Origin of the sequence: Rossellomorea sp. LJF3 (assembly GCF_037046045.1) — a bacterium.
In the GTDB taxonomy this organism is placed as follows: domain Bacteria; phylum Bacillota; class Bacilli; order Bacillales; family Bacillaceae_B; genus Rossellomorea.
Window position 1 is genome coordinate 19412 of sequence record NZ_JBANLY010000007.1, and the last position, 19386, is coordinate 38797.

The 19386-nt window shown below is 47.4% G+C and carries 15 protein-coding genes and 1 riboswitch; of the genes, 7 read left to right on the forward strand and 8 right to left on the reverse strand.

What is annotated here, in order from left to right:
- The 4 genes from V8G47_RS08840 to V8G47_RS08855 all read left to right on the forward strand — a co-directional run bounded on the left by V8G47_RS08840 (position 1) and on the right by V8G47_RS08855 (position 4971).
- Positions 1–1338, forward strand: coding sequence for a CpaF family protein (locus tag V8G47_RS08840; RefSeq protein ID WP_336199781.1), 1338 nt, complete (start codon positions 1–3; stop codon positions 1336–1338).
- 1 nt (position 1339) lies between these two features.
- Entirely contained in the window at positions 1340–2302 is a 963-nt protein-coding gene (locus V8G47_RS08845) for a type II secretion system F family protein (RefSeq protein ID WP_336199782.1), read from the forward strand.
- Between the two features lie 3 nt (positions 2303–2305).
- Complete coding sequence (locus tag V8G47_RS08850; protein ID WP_336199783.1) at positions 2306–3229, forward strand: type II secretion system F family protein; 924 nt, start codon at positions 2306–2308, stop codon at positions 3227–3229.
- A gap of 320 nt (positions 3230–3549) precedes the next feature.
- Positions 3550–3635, forward strand: a riboswitch (cyclic di-GMP riboswitch).
- 214 nt (positions 3636–3849) lie between these two features.
- Entirely contained in the window at positions 3850–4971 is a 1122-nt protein-coding gene (locus tag V8G47_RS08855) for a HAMP domain-containing sensor histidine kinase (RefSeq protein WP_336199784.1), read from the forward strand.
- 10 nt (positions 4972–4981) lie between these two features.
- Here V8G47_RS08855 and V8G47_RS08860 read toward each other — a convergent pair whose 3' ends face one another.
- The 7 genes from V8G47_RS08860 to V8G47_RS08890 form a co-directional block, all read right to left on the reverse strand.
- On the reverse strand, positions 4982–6322 hold the full coding sequence (locus tag V8G47_RS08860; protein WP_336199785.1) for a UDP-glucose dehydrogenase family protein: 1341 nt from the start codon (positions 6320–6322) through the stop codon (positions 4982–4984).
- Positions 6319–7239 carry a UTP--glucose-1-phosphate uridylyltransferase GalU gene (gene galU, locus V8G47_RS08865; protein WP_336199786.1) on the reverse strand — a complete coding sequence of 307 codons (921 nt, stop codon included), beginning with the start codon at positions 7237–7239 and terminating at the stop codon, positions 6319–6321. The genes V8G47_RS08860 and galU overlap by 4 nt, the downstream gene beginning before the upstream one ends.
- 466 nt (positions 7240–7705) lie before the next feature.
- Entirely contained in the window at positions 7706–10117 is a 2412-nt protein-coding gene (locus V8G47_RS08870) for a putative bifunctional diguanylate cyclase/phosphodiesterase (protein WP_336199787.1), read from the reverse strand.
- Between the two features lie 390 nt (positions 10118–10507).
- Positions 10508–11098 carry an SCO family protein gene (locus V8G47_RS08875; protein WP_336199788.1) on the reverse strand — a complete coding sequence of 197 codons (591 nt, stop codon included), beginning with the start codon at positions 11096–11098 and terminating at the stop codon, positions 10508–10510.
- Positions 11099–11160: 62 nt separating this feature from the next.
- Positions 11161–12156 carry an aliphatic sulfonate ABC transporter substrate-binding protein gene (locus V8G47_RS08880; protein WP_336199789.1) on the reverse strand — a complete coding sequence of 332 codons (996 nt, stop codon included), beginning with the start codon at positions 12154–12156 and terminating at the stop codon, positions 11161–11163.
- A 39-nt stretch (positions 12157–12195) separates the two neighbouring features.
- On the reverse strand, positions 12196–12951 hold the full coding sequence (locus V8G47_RS08885) for an ABC transporter permease (protein ID WP_336199790.1): 756 nt from the start codon (positions 12949–12951) through the stop codon (positions 12196–12198).
- Complete coding sequence (locus V8G47_RS08890; RefSeq protein ID WP_336199791.1) at positions 12935–13723, reverse strand: ABC transporter ATP-binding protein; 789 nt, start codon at positions 13721–13723, stop codon at positions 12935–12937. The genes V8G47_RS08885 and V8G47_RS08890 overlap by 17 nt, the downstream gene beginning before the upstream one ends.
- A gap of 218 nt (positions 13724–13941) precedes the next feature.
- Between V8G47_RS08890 and V8G47_RS08895 the strand changes: the two genes are divergently transcribed.
- The 3 genes from V8G47_RS08895 (at position 13942) to V8G47_RS08905 (ending at position 15930) form a co-directional block, all read left to right on the forward strand.
- A complete protein-coding gene (locus V8G47_RS08895) occupies positions 13942–15321 on the forward strand; it encodes a Glu/Leu/Phe/Val family dehydrogenase (RefSeq protein ID WP_336199792.1) in 1380 nt (459 codons plus the stop codon).
- Positions 15322–15452: 131 nt separating this feature from the next.
- Positions 15453–15671 carry a DUF1659 domain-containing protein gene (locus tag V8G47_RS08900; protein WP_060672475.1) on the forward strand — a complete coding sequence of 73 codons (219 nt, stop codon included), beginning with the start codon at positions 15453–15455 and terminating at the stop codon, positions 15669–15671.
- A 40-nt stretch (positions 15672–15711) separates the two neighbouring features.
- Positions 15712–15930 carry a DUF2922 domain-containing protein gene (locus V8G47_RS08905; RefSeq protein ID WP_336199793.1) on the forward strand — a complete coding sequence of 73 codons (219 nt, stop codon included), beginning with the start codon at positions 15712–15714 and terminating at the stop codon, positions 15928–15930.
- Between the two features lie 113 nt (positions 15931–16043).
- On the opposite strand, the gene V8G47_RS08910 is transcribed toward V8G47_RS08905, so the two are convergent.
- A complete protein-coding gene (locus V8G47_RS08910; RefSeq protein ID WP_336199794.1) occupies positions 16044–19376 on the reverse strand; it encodes a GH36-type glycosyl hydrolase domain-containing protein in 3333 nt (1110 codons plus the stop codon).
- Between the last annotated feature and the right edge of the window lie 10 nt (positions 19377–19386).

Here is a 19386-nt window from a genome sequence, read left to right on the forward strand (position 1 = left end):
ATGGCCGTTTTCAGCAAAGTTGCTCAAGATCAAAATCATAAAGGGAAGCATCAGGTTGAAGCCAATGTAACCCCTAAAACAAAGGAGTTCTGGGAAATGGGTTCCAGGCTTCATACTTATATAATAGAAGAATTGAAGAAATATCCCGGTCAGAGTGAGGAAGAGGAAAAGAGCAAAATAAAAGAATGGAGTGAAGAATTTATTAATGAAGAAGGGGGGCGTTTGACCTTTGAAGAAAAAAATCAGCTCATCGAAGCGGTGGAAGATGAGCTTCTTGGTTACGGACCGATCACCCCCCTTCTGGAAGACGCATCTGTTTCAGAGGTGATGGTCAACGGACCCCATCAAATCTACTACGAGCGCCATGGAAAGCTAATTCGAAGCTCCTTCACCTTCAGGGACGATCAGCACGTTCAAAGAATCATCGAAAAAATTGTTTCCCCCATCGGCCGCAGGGTAGACGAGAGTTCTCCCATGGTGGATGCCAGACTTCCAAATGGTTCACGTGTCAATGCCATCATCCCGCCTCTATCTTTAAAAGGACCGATCGTGACGATAAGGAAGTTTTCCGACACGCCTTTTTCAATAGAAGATCTCATCCAATTTGGGACATTGAATCAGGAGATGGCCGATTTTCTTAAGGTCTGTGTATTGGGACGCTTGAATATTTTTATCAGTGGGGGGACAGGTTCAGGGAAAACATCTTCCCTTAATGTCCTTTCCTCGTTCATTCCTCAGGATGAGAGAATCGTGACCATTGAAGATGCGGCAGAATTGCAGCTCTCACAGGACCATATTATCTCTCTTGAATCCAGACCGACCAATATTGAAGGGAGAGGGGAAATCACGATCCGGGATCTCGTCCGCAATGCGTTGAGGATGCGCCCCGACCGGATTGTGGTAGGAGAGGTGAGGGGGACAGAAGCACTTGATATGCTTCAGGCGATGAACACGGGCCATGATGGAAGCTTGAGTACGGGGCACGCCAATTCGCCCCGCGATATGCTTGCCCGTCTGGAAACCATGGTCATGATGGCCGGGTTTGATTTGCCGGTGCGGGCAATCAGGGAGCAGATTGCCAATGCCCTCGATGTCATCGTCCAACAGGTCCGTCTGAAGGATGGGTCAAGAAAAATCACCCATATTACAGAAGTGCAGGGGATGGAAGGAGAAACCATTGTCCTTCAAGACCTTTTTCATTTCAAAGAAACTGGATGGTCCCCTGATGGAAAAGTACAGGGGAGATTTGTATCGACAGGGATTCGCCCAGCATTCATCGACCAACTTGAAGGGAATGGCTTAACTGTATCCTCTTCCTGGTTCAAGGGGGAATGGTAATGTGGAAAAAGGTGTGTGGATTTTAGGCGTATTCATACTGACAACCAGTATCTTCTATATTGTTATTTCAGTGATGATGAAAAAGAGACAGGTGCAAAAGCGAATTGATCGCTTTTTTGGCACCGCTTCCTCCCGGCAAAGCGAGAAGGCTGAGGTGAAGAAGGATCCAACTTTGGAGAGAATCAGTATGGCGATTGCCAAGATATTCAAAGGTGTACAGTTCAGTAAGAAAACGAATGCCCTTCTCTTACAGGCAGGCAGCTCCATGCCGCCGGAACAATTTCTCGCGTATCGGCTGATGAGCGCCCTCTCCCTCTCTTTGTTGCTCTTCCTGCTGCAGCAGCATTGGGTGCTTGTGGTGATGGGTCTGGTTGTTGGCTTTCTCCTTCCAAAGCTGATCATGGCGAGGAGGAGGAAAAAACGACTACAAGCATTGCCGTTACAGTTAATTGATGCTCTGGGAATGATGGCGAATTCCATGAGGGCGGGCTTCAGCTTCATGCAGGTGATGCAGCTTGTCGGAAAGGAAATGCCTTCTCCCATCGGTCCCGAATTCCAACGGGCGGTCCGTGATGCTGGGCTTGGGGTACCACTCGAAAAAGTGTTTGAGGATATGGTTTTCAGCTTACCTAATAAAGAATTGGAGGTTGCCCTCGAAGCCATCATTGCTCAAAGGAGGAGCGGGGGGAACTTAGCCGAACTACTGGAAACGATGGAGGATACCATCAGGGGGAGGGTGCGGATCATGGGAGAGCTGAATACGTTGACTTCTCAAGGTAAGCTGTCTTCCTTGGTCATCACCATGCTCCCGATCGGGCTGGGCTTTTATTTATACGTTGTGGATCCCAAATATTTCGGTCCACTCATTCATGAGCCAATGGGTATTGCCATGCTTGCACTGGCAGGCTTCCTCGTATTGCTTGGCTGGTTCGCCATTCAGAAGATACTTCGGATTGAGGTGTAGATCATGAGTATTGTCTTTCTATTAATGACCATCTGTTCCTTTACATGCTTATCAGCAGCCGTCCTCTTTACCATTAACCGCAAAAGGATTGCCGTTGATCACCGGATCAATCACTATTTCACCCATATTCACCAGGTGGACTTTGATGAAAAGGCCAATAGGAAAAAGAGATCCCAGCGTCCATTTTCTCCACTATGGAACCGTGGACTGCAGCTGATCAGTAGAAAAACGAGCAAAGCGAAACAAAAGAAGCTCGATCATCTCATCCGCGATGCCGGATACTCGGGCAGGTTGACAGCGATGGAATTCCGGCTGATTCAACTGCTTCTAAGCATCGGAGGGGGAGTGGCCGTTTTCTTCCTCATTGCTCCAATTGCGGATAATGTGATGATGACGATGCTTCTGGCATTTGGCGTTTTCTTTCTTGGCTTTCAATACTGCACATTCTACTTAAGTAAAAAAAGGACGCGGAGAATTGCCGAGATTAACAGGGAAATGCCTGATTTCTTCGATACAGTGAACCTATTGATCGAGGCCGGGCTAGGATTGGATGCCGCTATCTTAACGGTTTGCCAAAAGAAGAAAGGACCGCTCTCCGAGGAATTCATGTTCGTTCTCGAAGACATGAAACGAGGAAAATCAAGAAGGGAAGCGTTCTATGAACTGAGGATGAGGGTCCCTTCCGATTCCCTGCAAAGTACGTTGACCACCATGATCCAAGCCGACTATCTAGGCGTGGGAATGTCCAAGGTCATCCGAAACCTGACCATCCGAATCCGGGAACAGAGGAGGGAATCCGCCAGGGAGCAGGCCATGAAAGCCCCTGTCAAAATGCTCTTTCCCATGGTATTCTTCATTTTCCCTTCCATCTTCATCGTATCCCTGGGACCTCTCATCGTCAAAATCCTGACAGAAGGACTCATGTAATTCGAGGGACGGACCTCCCGTGGAGGTTCGTCCCTCCATTGAAAAACTTGTCGATAAGAATTTTCCTCTAAGTGATAGACTATTCTGATTTTTCTTTTATAATGTAAATATAAGTAATTTCTGTTATTTCTAGGATTTGAATTTTTAAAAAGGGGGTATAGTCAATGCCGGGATATTATATGAAAGAGATATGGACACCATTAAAGATAGTAGGAATTAAAATTTTCCGATCAGAAGAAAATAGTATCTTTATGAAAGTCTTCCAAAAACCAAGGAAACGTATTTTCTAAAACCAATATTTTAAATACTTCTAAAAAAGCGTACGATAAAGGCAAACCCATTGAAAAATGGTGACGCAAAGCTACAGGGGCTTCCGTCGTAGAGACGATGCCAGCCAGTTACCGTGTACGCAGTTATTCTTAGATGAATATTTCCACTACCTAAAGCGCTCCAAGCACATTGATTAATCCCCATTTAACGCATATTCTTTCTTTTCCGGTTCATTGTTACCCTCTTAATTCCCTGAATTGTCAAATGACTATCATCCTGCCCTTGATTTTCTGTTATGATATTAACAACAAATATTTCGACCATAACCGGAATGAAGGGAATGCCACTCAATGACTACTGCTTCAACCATGCTGATTCAATACCTGGAAGATCATTCAGACGAATTTCTACATAATTGGCGCAAGAGTATCGTCATTTCAGATAATGATTTATATAAAGAAGAAGTGCTGAACAACGGTGTGAAGATGTTTCAATTAGTGAAGCGTGCAATCCTCATGCCCCTCACGGAAGAAGAAATCACCACACTTGCCAACAAGACAGCCCTTGAACGTGTCAATGCCAACGTGAATATCAGCGAATTTGTATATAACGTGAATATAGGTAAGAGCATCATCATCAAATGGGTAAGTAATTCCGGGATCGAACTGCGGGAATTGCAGCCATTGATTGAAGATATCAATTCGCTATTTGACCGCTTTTCCTATCTTGCCGTCAGAAAATATACGGAAATCAAAGAGCAGCAGCTCCAGGAGAAGGAACTGTATATCGATCAGACCCATAAGGAACGATTGACGATCCTGGGTCAGATGAGTTCAAGCTTCGTTCATGAATTCCGGAACCCCCTGACGTCCATCATCGGCTTCACCAAGCTCCTGCAGAACGGCTACCCTGATCTCCCCTACCTGGATATCATGCAGCATGAGCTCGAACAATTGAATTACCGCATCTCTCAATTCCTCCACGTATCGAGAAAAGACTTGATCGATAGTACAAGGGAAGAAATCCTCCTGACCGATCATCTGGAAGAGACCATCGAGTTCCTGTATCCGAGTCTTCTGGACGGGGATGTATCGATTCACTTCGAATGTGAGCCTGATATCAGGGTGCTCGGAAATCGTGATGAGTTAAGACAGGTATTTCTCAACCTCATCATGAACTCCATCGATGCCCTTCAAGAAGTGGACGGGCACAGGCAGATCAATGTCTCCTGTGATGTGAAAGAGGGCAGGACGAATCTCATGATTTCCAACAATGGTCCCCAGATCAAAGAAGAAACCATCGAAGCGATCTTTGAGCCTTTTTACACGACGAAGGACCTCGGGACGGGGATCGGCCTTTATATTTGTAAAAAGCTGATTGAAAAACATGGCGGGGATATCTTCTGCCGGTCGAATGATGAGTGGACGACCTTTACGATCGGTATTCCTGTTGAATCAAATGTCATATTGTAATGAAAAAACCTCATTCACAGGAATGAGGTTTTTTCATAGTGATAGGAGTGACAGCAGGTCTGCCGATGGAATAATAATGAATTCCGGCATCCTTCGCTTCTTCCAGGGAAAAACAATTACGACCATCAAAGAGGAAGGGGGTTTTCATGAGCCTGGCGATGGTTTTCAACCGTAACACTTTAAACTCTTCCCATTCGGTCGCAATGAACAACATGTCCTGATCCTCGATGGCATCGAAGCAATCGACTGCGAACCTCACGGTGGACCCAAGGGCAGACTTAGCTTTTTCCATGGCCACCGGGTCATATACCGTTACTGTGACCCCTTCATCCAGTAACTGTTTGATCATTTCCAAGGAAGCGGCTTCTCTGATATCATCTGTGTTTGGTTTGAAAGAAAGGCCTAATATCCCTGCCCGCTTCCCCTTTAGATCATGGATGCATTCTTTAGCCATTTGAACCAATTTCACTTGTTGTTTGGCATTTACGTGGATGACGGATTCCAATAATTCGAACTCGTGCTCCATTTCCCCTGCCATTTGAACGAGGGCATTCGTGTCTTTCGGAAAGCATGAGCCCCCGTAGCCTATGCCGGCCTGTAGAAACGAAGAGCCGATGCGCTGATCCATGCCCATTCCTTTCGCCACATCCTCTACGTTCGCTCCTAGCTTTTCACATAAATTGGCGATCTCATTGATGAAGCTGATCTTGGTTGCTAAAAAGGCGTTAGAGGAATATTTGATCATTTCAGCGCTTTCGATCGAGGTGTGTAAAACCGGTACCCCAAACGGTGCGAGCATATGTTCTAATCTTTTGGCCGTCTCTTCATCATCCGTACCGATGACGATCCGGTCACCGTTGAACGTATCATGAATGGCGGAACCCTCTCTCAGGAATTCAGGATTTGAAGCAATTCTGAACGTGACGGCTGAGGAAGAATGAGAGTCCAACCAGGATTTCACCTTGCGATTGGTTCCCACAGGAACGGTGCTCTTTGTCACCACAACCGTGCCGGTTTCCCGGGCATGGGAGCCGATGTTTTCCGCGACATCCTGAAGGTAAGACAGGTCGGCAGAACCATCCGGACGGGAAGGGGTTCCCACGGCAATGATGATGACTTCGGGTTTCCTGCAGGCAGCGTGATAGTCTGTGGTAAAGGACAAGTGGCCGGATTGGATGTTCGTTTGCAGTAATTCTTTCAATCCAGGCTCATAGATAGGGGATTCACCCTTCTTTAACGCCTCCACTTTTTCCCCGTTCGAGTCCAGACAAATAACGTGGTGACCAATCTCCGCCAGGCAAGCCCCTGTGACAAGACCGACATAGCCGGCGCCAACTACTGTTATATTCATTCCGATTCCACCTTTTCAAGCAGCTCTTTCAGGTATGACATCAAAGGCAATTGCAGTTCCGGCCTTCTCATCGCACATTCAATCGTTGCTTTAATGAAGCCGAACTTATCTCCGATGTCATAGCGGTCCCCGTCGAATACTTTGGCATACATAGAGTGTTCTTGATTATAGTGATTTAACGCGTCGGTCAACTGGAACTCTCCGCCCGCCCCGACTTGCAAGCGTTCTAAGTAAGAGAAGATTTCAGGAGTTAGAATGTATCTTCCCATGATTGCCAGATTAGAAGGAGCTTCATGTGGAAGGGGTTTTTCAACCAACCCCCGGATGCGATGAATAGGATTCTCTTCGGTTTTTTCCGTTGGGAAAGGGCTGATGATCCCGTACTTCGATACTTCTTCATCCTTCACTTTCTGGACCCCGATGATAGGTGCTTGAAACTCATTAAAGGATTCGATCAGCTGACTGACACACGGTTGTTCAGAAAGGATCATATCATCCCCCAGCATGACGGCAAAGGGATCATCCCCAATGAAGGAGCGTGCACAAAGGACGGCATGGCCCAACCCGAGGGGCTCTTTCTGTCTGATATAATGAATGTTTGCCAGATTCGCAATGGACTGGACTTCCTCAAGTGCGTCCCATTTTTCTTTTTTCTCCAAGGTTGCTTCCAATTCATACGATTTATCAAAGTGATCCTCGATACTCCTTTTGCCGCGACCCGTAATGATGATTATATCCGTAATCCCCGAATGGACAGCCTCTTCAATGATGTATTGAATGGTCGGTTTATCCACGATCGGAAGCATCTCCTTCGGCTGAGCCTTCGTGGCCGGGAGAAATCGAGTACCGAGTCCAGCTGCCGGGATGATGGCTTTCGTTACTTTCTTCTTGGGTAGGGACAGATCAGGTTGATTCACGTTCTTCACCTCCGAAAATATGTATCTTCTTCTATATTATCAGAGGATGGGGCGGGATAGCCCTTGGGAAAGGTTGGTTTTACGTGGAATTTACATGAGGTTAGTATAAAGGAGAGAAGTGATGTGGGGTGATAGGTGATATTTGGATATGAAATAAAGATTTATCGACACGGCGGCACGATTAATTGAAATGCCGCGTGAATATCCTGATTCCCGCATGAATATTTTTCAATTCGCACGATGATTTGAAAAGTAGCATGATTATGCATGAAACAGGCATGAAAGAGGCGGGGTGTTAGGTTCAGCTTCAGTTCCACAAGGGTTTCCGGTATTAATCTCTTCCATTTCATTCGAAACTAGTGGTTCAAACCATATTTTTTCACCCTAAGACGTTCTCTCTCATGAAAAAAGCCCCGACAAAACTCCTGCCGGGACCTACTTCACGTATCTTGTTCCAATCTCATTATTAACCTATGACAGCTTCAGCTTCCCGACCATCAATATAGTCATTCAGCTCCCCAGCCGGCACAGGCCTGCTAAAGTAATACCCTTGAGCATACTCACACTGCAACTCCCTCAACCATGCCAGCTGTGATTCGGTTTCCACCCCTTCTGCCACGATGGTCAGATTCAAATGCTTGGCCATGGCATGAATCGCGGAAACGATCGCTTTATTGGACTCATGATCGTCGAGTCCCATGATGAAGCTCCGGTCGATCTTCAACGTTTGAATCGAGAATTTCTGCAGGTAGCTTAACGAGCTGTATTCAATGCCGAAGTCATCGATGGCGATCGACACGCCGATTTCCCGCAGGGCCGTCAGTTTAGCCAGGGCTTCTTCCACATGGTGCATCGTCGTGCTTTCCGTGACCTCGAGTTCGATGAGGGAAGGGGGGACGTCGTATGTGTTCAGAACATCCCTGACCATGTCGACAAATGTAGCATCGTGAAATTGCCGGGAAGAAACATTGATGGAAATCTTGAACTCATGCCCCTCCTGGATCCAGATCTTCAGCTGCTTGCAGGCTTCAATCAGGATGCGGTGTCCGAGCGGAATGATCAGCCCCGTTTCTTCAGCTAAAGGAATGAAGTCCACGGGTGAAATCAGCCCTTTGACCGGATGGTTCCATCTGACCAGCGCTTCCACCCCGACGATCCGATTGGTCTTTAGGGAAAGCTGAGGCTGGTAATACAGCTCAAACTCTTCGTTGATCAGCGCTTTTCTCAGGTTTTCCTCAAGCTCGATCGGGTTGATCCCTTTCTCCTCAAGCTGATCGGAAAATAAAAGCTGATAAGCGCCTTCGCTCTTTTTCATCGTATACATGGCGATGTCAGCCTTTTTCAACAGTGTGGAAAGATCATGTCCGTCATTCGGATAGAGGGAGATCCCGATGGAAGTGGATGTGATGATGTCATGTCCCCCGATATCAAATGGGGTCTCCAGGCTTTCATGAATCGCTGCCGCCACCTTATGGACGTCATTCCGGCATCCGATGGAAGGAAGAAGGACGATGAACTCGTCGCCGCTCATCCGTGCAATGAAGCCTTTCGTTCCCAGCGCTTTCACGCATCTTTTCCCCACACGGGAGATGAGCTCATCTCCGTACCCATGGCCCAATGTGTCATTGACGATTTTAAAGCGGTTCAAGTCGAGGAGGAGGATGGCCATCTGTTCGTGACCCTCCTGCACTTTTTTCTCGAACTCTTCATTAAAATAGCGCCGGTTCGGTAATCCTGTCAGTTCATCATGATAGGCGAGGTACTGGATTTGCTCCTTGTCCCGGATCGCTTCCGTAATATCCGTCGCCAGGACATGGGCCCCCGTCACTTCCCCGTCGAGATGAATCGGCACCACGATGACCTGAATGGACATGATGTGCCCTTTCCGGTGGGGGAATTTCATTTCGAACTTCGAGGCCTTCCCGATCAATGATTGTTGGAACGCGGACTGAATCTGATCCAGATCCCTTTCCAGTACATATGAACGGAATCCCTGTCCAATAATCATCTCGATCGGATACCCCGTCATATCCGCCGCCCGCCCGTTCGCTTCCACGATGACGGCGTCCCGGTTATAGGTGAAAATGGCAGAGAGGTTATTCTCATACAAAGACTTGTATTCCTGTTCTTTCTCATAGATCTCCCTCATCTGCTTCTTATGTAAATCATTGGCCAAATGATCCGGAATGAACCATAGTGCCAGCAGGATGGCCATTTCTATGATGAAAGGGGCCATATGATTATTTTCAACCATGAAAAGATAGGAGCTATATTTCTCGGGTGAAAGGAGGGAGTAAGCCGTCAGATAGGTAATACCGGAAAAACCAAGACCCATCACCATGCTCCAAAAGATGTGCTGCTTTCCTTGATATGAACTGCTTTCCTGATTATTAAGCTGCAGGAGCATCCGGAAAAAGGGAAACGTCACACCAAGGGTCATCAGAATCGTCAACCCTATGTACATCGGTTTGAATGCGACATGAGGATAAATCAGCTCCGTATACGTCGCGAAATTCCCCGCCATCATGATCAGGGAAAAAATGAACCCTCCCTTGATGAAATTCACCTTATCCGTATTCACATCCTGAAAAAGCCGGAGAGACAAATAAATACTGAAAAAACAAATCACCAAAAAGATCGGAGCGAAATAAACGAACCGCTCGATAAAAATATCATAAGAAACCATCCACATCACGGAAGCGTGAAGCAGACAGTAAAAAATCGTATAAATAAAGGAAGGAAGCCATAATTCCTTTTTGCTTACAACCTGCCTTTGACCATTTCGCTTGAATGCTTCCTTCAACGCCAGATAGCTGCAGCCGGCCGATAATAGAACACTCAATGCTATATTTATAAAAATCACTAGAATATCAGCCATTTATACCTCCGTCAAAATACCTATTTATAACAGTATATCACTTATTTCGACGGAATTTTCTTATTTTTTGAGTTTTTCTTCGTTTAATCGACAAGGGATTAGAACTGCTTCGGGGGTTCCGAACACTTGGGAGGGGGAAGCGTTTAAAGATTTTTCGACAATTTGGCATGATTATCTGAAATGGGGCATGATTTCCGTGTATGGGGCATGAATCATTTTCATACCGCATGAAAAGCCGAATTCCCGCTTGATTCTCTCCATAAGTGGCATGATTCCAATAGTAGCCGTAAGAAGGATAAGGAAAAGTCCAAGTTCTATTAAATAATAACCTCCCTTAATCCCAAAAAGTCCTCAACAAAACAAAAAAACCTCCCCGAACCATCCGGAAGGTCACTTCAATCGTTCAATATCTTCAATCATTTCCTCATAAGGAGGATCCGACACCCCTTCATATTGCTTCAACAATACGCCGTTCTCGCTCACCAGATAAAAAGAGGTCCCGTGAACAAACTGATCCGACCCCTCCACCTTTGCCGCGGGAGTTTTAAACGACACATTCGCGAAGTGTTCAATCTCATCACGGGAGTATCCCGTCAGGAAGCTCCAGTTCCCGGCATCGAATTCGTATCGGCTGCTGTATTCCTTCAGCACTTCCGGCGTGTCATGCTCCGGATCGACGCTGATCGAAACCAATTGGACTTCATTTTCAAGTCCTGCCTCTGCAATCTTCCTATGAAGCTTAGCCATATTCGCCGTCATCGGGAGGCAGACCGTATCACAATTCGTGAAAATAAAATCGGCAATGAGGATCTTCTCTTTATTGAGAGCGGCCAATGACGTCTTCTCCCCACCCTGATCAATCACGGCCAAATCCCCAACCTCCACCTTCATCGGAAACGACTCCTCCACGTCCTGACTCTGACATCCGCCCAACAACAGAAAACCCAAGGCGACAACTGAAATCATAGACTTTACACCCACTGTGCTACCTCCTTCTATAATAGAGGTCCGTCCCTCTAGCGTGGAGGGACGGACCTTGCTCGTTAGTCGATGAATTGTTTGTCGATGAGATCGGTGAATTCTGGTTTTTCTTTCAGGAATTTGAGTTCGTAGGAGGAGTCGGCGAATGCCTGGACGGCGTCTGAATCCACTTTATAGGTGAATCCGATTCGTTCCCATGCCTGGTCGACGACTTCTTTACTCAGTTCCTGACCGGTGACTTCTTTTACATCTTTGATCGTGATTTCTTTTGCTTCTTCAGGATTTTCTTCTATAAATGACGTCGCTTCTTTATGGGCATCAACGATCTTTTGAATCGTGTCAGGATTTTCTTTTACCGATTTTCCTGACGCCACGAGTACGGAAGCAGGTAGTGTTTCCCCGAAGGAAATTTCATCATAGTTGATGATGATGTTGGCGCCTGTTTCCTGCTGGATCACGGCTGCCCAAGGTTCAGGAGCGACAGCAATGTCGACTTTACCGGATTTCAGCATATTCGCATACTGGGCAGGGTTCCCGGTAACGTGCTTCATCGTGCCGCCGATGCGCTGGGACTCGATCCCGTGCTCGCTGAGGAAGGTTTCCACCTGGACATCATGGGTACAGCCGACTGCCGGAGTGATGAAAGATTTGCCTGCAAAATCCTTAACGGACTTCACACCGCTTTCTTTACTCGCAAGCACCACGGTTCCACCCGTCGATCCGCCGCCGATGATTTTCACGTCGGCACCCGTCATATAGTTATTCATCGCTGGACCAGGTCCCACAAGACCTGCATCGATTTCACCCGTTTTCAAGGCGGTCATGAACGAAGAACCATCCGGGAATGTTTTGTATTCCACCTTCGTGCCGTCTCCCAGTTCTTTTTCATAAAATCCTTTGTCTTTCGCAACCATTGCCGGGACGTGGTTAATATTCGGGAAATAGCCGATGACGACTTTTTTGCTGACGTCCCCACCGGAGCTCTTTTCTGTCCCGCACCCGGCGAGAACCCCAAGGAATGTGAAGAAAATGGTGAGAAGTAAAAACGTTTTTTTCATTATTTATCCTCCTAACGGCGGGTGTACCCGCCGATTTATTTAAGATTCTAATCCCCAGCGTTTGATGACGGATTTCTCGATGCGCTGGAAAAGCAATTGATCGACGATTGCCCCGATGACACCGATGATGATCATGACGGCGATCACAAGGCTCATGTCACCGAAATCCGAGGCGTAGCGGAGAGTGTATCCAAGCCCCGGACCTGTACTGAGGAGTTCGCCTGCCATCAGTGCCCGCCAGGCGAATGCCCACGCAAGGCGCGATCCGGTGACCACATAGGGGATCGACGCCGGGAAGATGACCCGGATGAATAAGTCCAATCCCCTCGAGCCCATCGTTTGGGCGGCTTTCAAAAAGAGGGGGGAGACGTTTTTGATCCCCATCCGGATGTTCAGGGCCATGACGAATGTTCCCCCAAGGATGACCACGAATATGACGGCTTTTTCATTGAGCCCGAACCACATGATGGCCAGTGGCAGCCAGACGATGCTCGGAACACTTTGGAAAGCGAGAAGCAATGACCCCAGCGTATCGTCGGCGGTTTTTGATTTTGCCAGAAGTACTCCGATGCTCGTGCCGATAACTAACGAAATCCCAAGACCGATGAAGAGCCGTTTGAAGCTCGCGATCAGGTCGATGATCAAGGTTTGATCGGCTATTCCTGTATATAAGGCATCGAAGACGGAAGTGGGAGAAGGGAGGACAACCTCTGTCCATAATCCAAACCGTGAACCGGATTCCCAAAGGCCGATGATGAGAGCAAAGAAGATGATGCGTTTAAGAGCTGTGTTCATAGGCCAATTCCTCACTTATCACTTTGTCGATTTCCTTCTTTAAATAGCTCATGATATGTTCTTCGATTTTTACCATTTCTTCTTTATGGGCATTTCGTGGACGAGGGAGATCCACTTTGATATCTGCTAAAATCGTTCCGGGCCGGGTCCCCATGACGATGATCCGATCTGATAGCTTGATAGACTCCGAGATACTGTGAGTGACGAAGAGGACGGTCTTTTTCGTTTCCATCCAGATCGTTTCAAGCTGGTGGTGGAGACGGGAGCGGGTCTGTTCATCCAAGGCGCCGAATGGTTCATCCATCAGAAGGATCTCAGGGTTCATGGAAAGGGCACGGGCGATGGCCACCCGCTGCTGCATCCCGCCGGACAGCTCATGAGGATAATGATCCTGATAGTTTCCGAGCTGGACCATATGTAAGTATTTGGCGGCCTGGGCTCTTGCTTCTTTCTTGGACATTTCTTTTTTCAGTGGGAATGTGACGTTGTCCCGGACATTCAGCCACGGAAACAGGGCAGCTTGTTGAAAGACCATTCCCCGGTCTTTTCCGGGTTTCTTTATCGGATTTCCATCTACAAGGACTTCTCCCGATGTAGAGCCGGTCAATCCTGCCACAATCGAAAGGAGGGTGGATTTCCCGCAACCAGAGGGTCCCAGGATGGATACGAATTCGCCCTTATCAATCCCGAGATTAATCTCTTTTAACACTTCAGTGGGCTTACCCGTCTTATCAAGATATTGCTTATTTAAATGGTTGATCTCGATGAACATCTCATCACCCCTTATCTCATAATTCTTATTAGTTTAGTCGGAATATAAATAATACAATTATAGTATATTGGGGGAGGTTGTCAAGGTTTCCTTTATCATGTAATTTTTGCCCGAACTGAAGTCTAGACTTTTCCAATAGTCGTTTTTAACCACACCAAAGAGGGTAACCCTATACTAAATACCAAAATTTTCTTTTATACCAATAGGAGGGACCGAATTTGATTAGCCAAACGAGAGATATCGTTCAGAAATCATTGGATGCGTTACTAGAGGACGAGTCATTTTTGCCGGAAGTGAAAGGTGAGAACAGAAAGAAAGCGTTTACGTCATTGACATCGATCCTGTCGACGCCGAATCACGTACATAAATCGTACTTGCGGATTCCGCTGGATGATGAGAAGGTCGTCCGGATCCCGGCGTTCCGGGTTCAGCATAACAATGCCCTTGGGCCGTATAAGGGAGGGATCCGTTTTCATGAGTCGGTGAATGAAGAAGAGGTTGTAAATCTGGCGTCGTTGATGACGTTGAAGAATGCCCTCCATGACGTACCATTCGGAGGCGGGAAAGGCGGGATCATCCTGAATCCCCGCGAGTATTCCGAAAAGGAGCTTCATTTGATCGCGAGGAAATATGTACAGTACTTCAGCGATATCCTCGGACCGGATAAGGATATCCCGGCTCCCGATATGGGATCCGGTGAACGGGAAATGGACTGGATGATGGCCGAGTACAAGAGCATTCGCCCCGGAATGGCTTACAGAGGAAGCTTTACCGGGAAAAGCGTCGTGAATGGAGGCTCCCTTGGCCGCCGGGAAGCGACGGGGAAAGGCGTGTTCTTTACCTTCCGTTATCTAGTTCATAATTTCGTGAAGGAACAGAAGAGCCTGCTGACGAAGACGGATAATGTGTTCGCGAAAACAGCCCTTGATTATGAGGACAGACCCCTGACGATCGCCGTCCAGGGATTCGGGAACGTCGGATCGGTTGCAGCCCTTGAGGCCCATCAGTCCACACATCTGCAAAATAAAGTGGTGGCGGTGAGCGACCGGAATGTGACGCTGTACAATTCGGATGGCCTTGATATTCCGGCTCTGGTCGAGTTCACCATGAAGAATAAGGGAGACCTGCCTGCTGAGGATGGACAGTTGAAGGAAATCGGCGTGAAGGCGGAAATTCAAGAGCGTGATGAGGTCCTGTACTTGGACGTGGACGTTCTGATGCTTGCTGCCCTTGAAGATCAGGTGCATAAGGATAATGTAGGGAAAGTGAAGGCCGGGATCATCGTGGAAGGGGCGAACGCGCCGATCACGACAGAAGCGGATTTGTACTTGAGTGATAAGGGGGTCATCATCATCCCCGATATCCTCGCCAATGCCGGAGGGGTGATCGTCTCCTACTTTGAATGGCTGCAGGGCAGGGAAACCCAGTTCTACACAGAGGAAGAAGTCTTCAACCTCCTCTACGACAAAATGAAGACCACCCTCGACACCGTCCTGCCACTCTTCTTCGGAGACCCATTCCCCCTCCGCCAGAACTGCTACATCCACTCCGTCATGAAACTCTCGACGGTCCTATATCGACAGGGAAAACTGTATTAATATTTGAGGGACGGACCTTCTTTCCTAGGAGCTGGTGCTAGGAGTCGAGGTCCGTCCCTCTACATTTTTTTATGCAGGGTGTCCTTCCTTCTCCCCTTCCCCTATATATAGGGTGAAAGGAGGTGAGGCACATGGCAACAGCGGATCTGAAGTCGACGAGAATTCGTCTCGCTTACAATGACGGCCAGGATGAGAAAGGAAAGCCTAAGTTCGCGTACAAATCGTACAGCTACATCAATGCCCTGGCATCAGCCGATGAAATGAACAGTGCGGCGTTATCCATCGCAAGTCTTTCATCCAAAGCGCTTTTCAACGTTGAGAAGCTCCAGAGTTTTGACATTAATGAGTAATAGAAAGTGAGTGATATCACATGGGAAGGAGGTATAAACGATGGCGAAAGTATTGGAACTGGAATTTAAGACGGAAACGGGGAAATCGGCGAAGTTATCCATCAATGACCCGATCGAGCCGATCGATACAGTGGCAGTGAAAGCCGCGATGGACAATCTGATTGCGACCAACGTGTTCGCAAGTGCGACGGGTGCATTCGTGAGTGTGGAAGGTGCCCGGGTGGTGGAACGTAATGTGACGGATTATGATGTGATGTAGTGAGTGGAAGTGTCCTCTGTTGGGGGGCACTTTTTTATCACGTCGTGAAGCCCTTACATATATATAAAAAAGGCAGCGGGGACCAAATTGGTTCCCACTGCCTTTTTTAGAGATTAGATGTATACCTCAATCGTATTTGATTCTTCATGAAGCCATTTTTCAAGTTCCTGTCGTTTCAGTTTGATCCCGCCTCGGCGGTAACGGTTGGACAGCTGTTCAAAAGATGCTTCCTTCCCGTTCACGGAAACCCGTTGTGATCCAGGGTCGCCAAGGTGATAGACGAAGGTGACAGGGCGATTCATGATCTCGAAGTCCATTCTCAATCCGTCGAGATTGTCTGGTAATACCGGATCGATGACCCAATCTTCCCCTTCCTGACGAATACCCAAACAATTTGAAATCAGCTGGTTCATATAGATTCCCGGACCGCTTGAGTAGATTCTCCATCCGCCTTTGACTGGTACGCTTCCGTCACGCAGTTCGCTGAACCGTTCCTGTGCTTCGTAGCGGGTATTGAATTTACCGTCAGAGCTGCTGAAGTACGCATTGCTTTGTCTTCTTTCGGCATTCGGCACCACGTCTTTCAGGCCGATTGGGTTGATGATTTGCAGTCCTTGCCACACTTCATCGGTTTTACCGAGCTTCGCCATGGCTTCCACATAGCGAATGTGGGCATGTACGTATTGAAGCCCGATTTCACGGCCGAAATTCGAAGCCTGCTCGGCACGTTTAAAGTGTGTACTTACTCCACCTTCATACTTGGCGGGACGGTTCATCAACCGCACACCATCGGGACAGTAGAGATGTTCTTTGACCAATTGGTAATGAGTGTCCGCCTGTTCAGGTGTGAATAACTCTGAAATGATGCTGCGGTTCATTGGCAGAAGGCGGTAATGAATACCGGTCTTTGTATCTGTCGGATGTACCATGAACTCTGGGGACCCCGGCTCTTCCATATAAACAAACCCTGGGATGACCTCATCCTTCAGAATATAGGTGTTGAAGTCCTTCTGTATTCCTTGAGCCAATGCACGGATCTCCTGCGCCTCTTGATCAAATGTACCTTCAAGAACGGTTGCCAGCTTCTCAAGCACCTGATAGGTGAGGGCGACGGTCCAGCTGCTCGCCATATATTTTTTTAATTGAGCGTTGGCGGGCTGCAGGGTATCGTCCCAATCTCCATCACCATAGGAAGACAAGAACGTGTCATGGAGGAAATTGTCCTTGATGTAAGAGATTTCTTTTTGAATATGGTGAAGCAGTGTTTCTTTTTCCTCAGTAAAACCAAATCCGTCCCGTTCTGTATATGGGATTCTTTCGTTCAGAATGCTGTAATCGTTCGTAGCTGCGATATAGTCGCCGACGACTTTCAGCGGCCAGACGATGATATCCCCGTGGCTGTCGTCCTGTTGGAATTTGTAGTACCGGTCAAACATGAACCATTGCGGCCAGTTACCGTCATCCTCATACTGATGGGAGTAGACGGTTTGAATGATTTCTTTGATCGATTGATAATTTTGAGTCGCCATGAAGTATTCTGTCGGCCCCTGGCAGACATCACGGGTTCCCCAGGCTGCTCCGCCGTATTGTTCCAATCCGTGGGGAACGGAATAATGAACGAGCATGTTATGTGTGTACCACCAGGCGAGGGAGTTCACTTTTTCCAATTCTGCAGGAACATCGTCGCCTAAGGATAGCCTGAATCCGTTCATGACCGTATGATAATAGGCACGATACTTTTCGATTTCTTCCGTTATATCCCGTGTCTTAAACGGTTGCTCTTCCCCGTCGATCAAGCCCTGGATCGTCATCTTCCATTCGGGCGTTTCACTTACATCGATGACAATCAAGGAGGCAGAATTTTTTTCAACGTTCTGTGCCATTCTTTCTTCGTTCCCCACTTTAATGGAAGCGCCGTCCACTTTCATCCGGTAGTGTAACTGCGGGAAAACCTCACTGCTCTCTGACTGGCGGTCAGCTGAGATCGTCAACCCGTTTTCCTCATCTTCCACATGAAACCCGACTTCATATTCATGATTGTTCATCGTGACCTGATTGGTGACAAGGTAGCGGTGGTGCTGCTTGTTTTTTGATTCGACATGAAGCCTGACTTCAGGTGAGTCCACAACGGTAGAGTTGGTGACGATGATCGTATCATCAGCCGTTTTATAGTACCAACGCGCATAGTTGAATCCGAGTTCAAACATGGAAGGCATGGCAAGTAATCGATATGTGCCGCCCGACTCGATGTAAATCCGCTGACCGGACGTTTTCATCACGTTCAGGTGATTTCGTTGATTCGTCAGCATTTTGTTGAACGACGTGTTGCCGACAACGAGCTGTGAATTGAATAATCCATACATGAATGAAGTGGTGGTGATCGTATCTTCTTTCAGCTGATGGTTCTGTCCTGACATCAGGATATGCCCATGGGGTCTTTCGGTCATCAATTCTTTTTCTTTCAATACGACATGTTCATGGGTCTCTGTGAAGAAGGAGAGGAGTGAATCTCCTTCGCGCTCTTCATTATGTCTGGTAGGGAAATAGATGCTGACTTCTTCCTCAGTCATGGATAGAGAAGAAAGTGGATCACCGAATTCAGGGTTCAAACGTACTTGTTCTTTTAATGGAGCGAATTCAGATTGAACCTGTGCCGCTTCTTTCCGTGCGGCTTCTATATCTTCCTGAAACTCCAATGCAGTAATGGCCGCTTCATGATTTTCTTTGAAGGCGCCATAGAAAATAATATGCGTCGACCCGTTCAGTCGTATTTTTTCTGATTGAAGCGCTGTATAAGCAAATTCATATTGGTAGACTTCGTTTGCAAGGGTGGCGCTTTTTAACGCTTCAGGTTCGTTCGTATCTTTATATGTCAGTCCATAAAATTGAAACCCGTCAGTGGAGTAGCCGCTTGTCTTGCCGAGTGATCCCTGTTGAATATAGGGGAATCCGCTTGATTGGGGCTGGTTTTGCCGGGAGCAAAGGACGTAGCCTTTCTCTTCATCCTGAAACACTTTATGGTCGATGTACTGTGACATATAGGCTTCGTTGGAACGAACGGCCCCCATGTCTGCAAGACCGAGGTCCTGACCGTAAATGACGTCCACTTCAGCGTCCGTCCCATCAAGCCTCACATCCCAGAACCATACGCCTTTACTTGTTAAGGTGAAGGTGACTTCATAGGAAATCGTTTCATATGATCCCGTCCATTTGACCTGTGATTCCGCGAATTGCACGGTGCTTGATGACTTCACGCCGATCAGAGGGATGGAGTGGATTCCTGCAGCCTCATGAATACGCAGATACAGATTATTGAGTGAGCCGTCGATCGGGTTTGTCATTAACTGATTGATCATATTCTGTTTATGTGTGACGGTGAAAAGGTCACCTGTTTTTAAAAATTCAAATTGAAGATCCCCTGATGTTACTTGAACATGTGAATGCATCGTTTTCCCC

Bases quoted from the DNA above. Each gene is read 5' to 3' on its own strand.
- V8G47_RS08850 (WP_336199783.1), top strand. From the start codon at position 2,306: ATGAGTATTGTCTTTCTATTAATGACCATCTGTTCCTTTACATGCTTA.
- V8G47_RS08900 (WP_060672475.1), top strand. From the start codon at position 15,453: ATGGCAACAGCGGATCTGAAGTCGACGAGAATTCGTCTCGCTTACAAT.
- V8G47_RS08860 (WP_336199785.1), bottom strand. From the start codon at position 6,322: ATGAATATAACAGTAGTTGGCGCCGGCTATGTCGGTCTTGTCACAGGG.
- V8G47_RS08840 (WP_336199781.1), top strand. From the start codon at position 1: ATGGCCGTTTTCAGCAAAGTTGCTCAAGATCAAAATCATAAAGGGAAG.
- V8G47_RS08910 (WP_336199794.1), bottom strand. From the start codon at position 19,376: ATGCATTCACATGTTCAAGTAACATCAGGGGATCTTCAATTTGAATTT.
- V8G47_RS08885 (WP_336199790.1), bottom strand. From the start codon at position 12,951: ATGAACACAGCTCTTAAACGCATCATCTTCTTTGCTCTCATCATCGGC.
- V8G47_RS08905 (WP_336199793.1), top strand. From the start codon at position 15,712: ATGGCGAAAGTATTGGAACTGGAATTTAAGACGGAAACGGGGAAATCG.
- V8G47_RS08855 (WP_336199784.1), top strand. From the start codon at position 3,850: ATGACTACTGCTTCAACCATGCTGATTCAATACCTGGAAGATCATTCA.
- V8G47_RS08870 (WP_336199787.1), bottom strand. From the start codon at position 10,117: ATGGCTGATATTCTAGTGATTTTTATAAATATAGCATTGAGTGTTCTA.
- V8G47_RS08890 (WP_336199791.1), bottom strand. From the start codon at position 13,723: ATGTTCATCGAGATCAACCATTTAAATAAGCAATATCTTGATAAGACG.
- V8G47_RS08880 (WP_336199789.1), bottom strand. From the start codon at position 12,156: ATGAAAAAAACGTTTTTACTTCTCACCATTTTCTTCACATTCCTTGGG.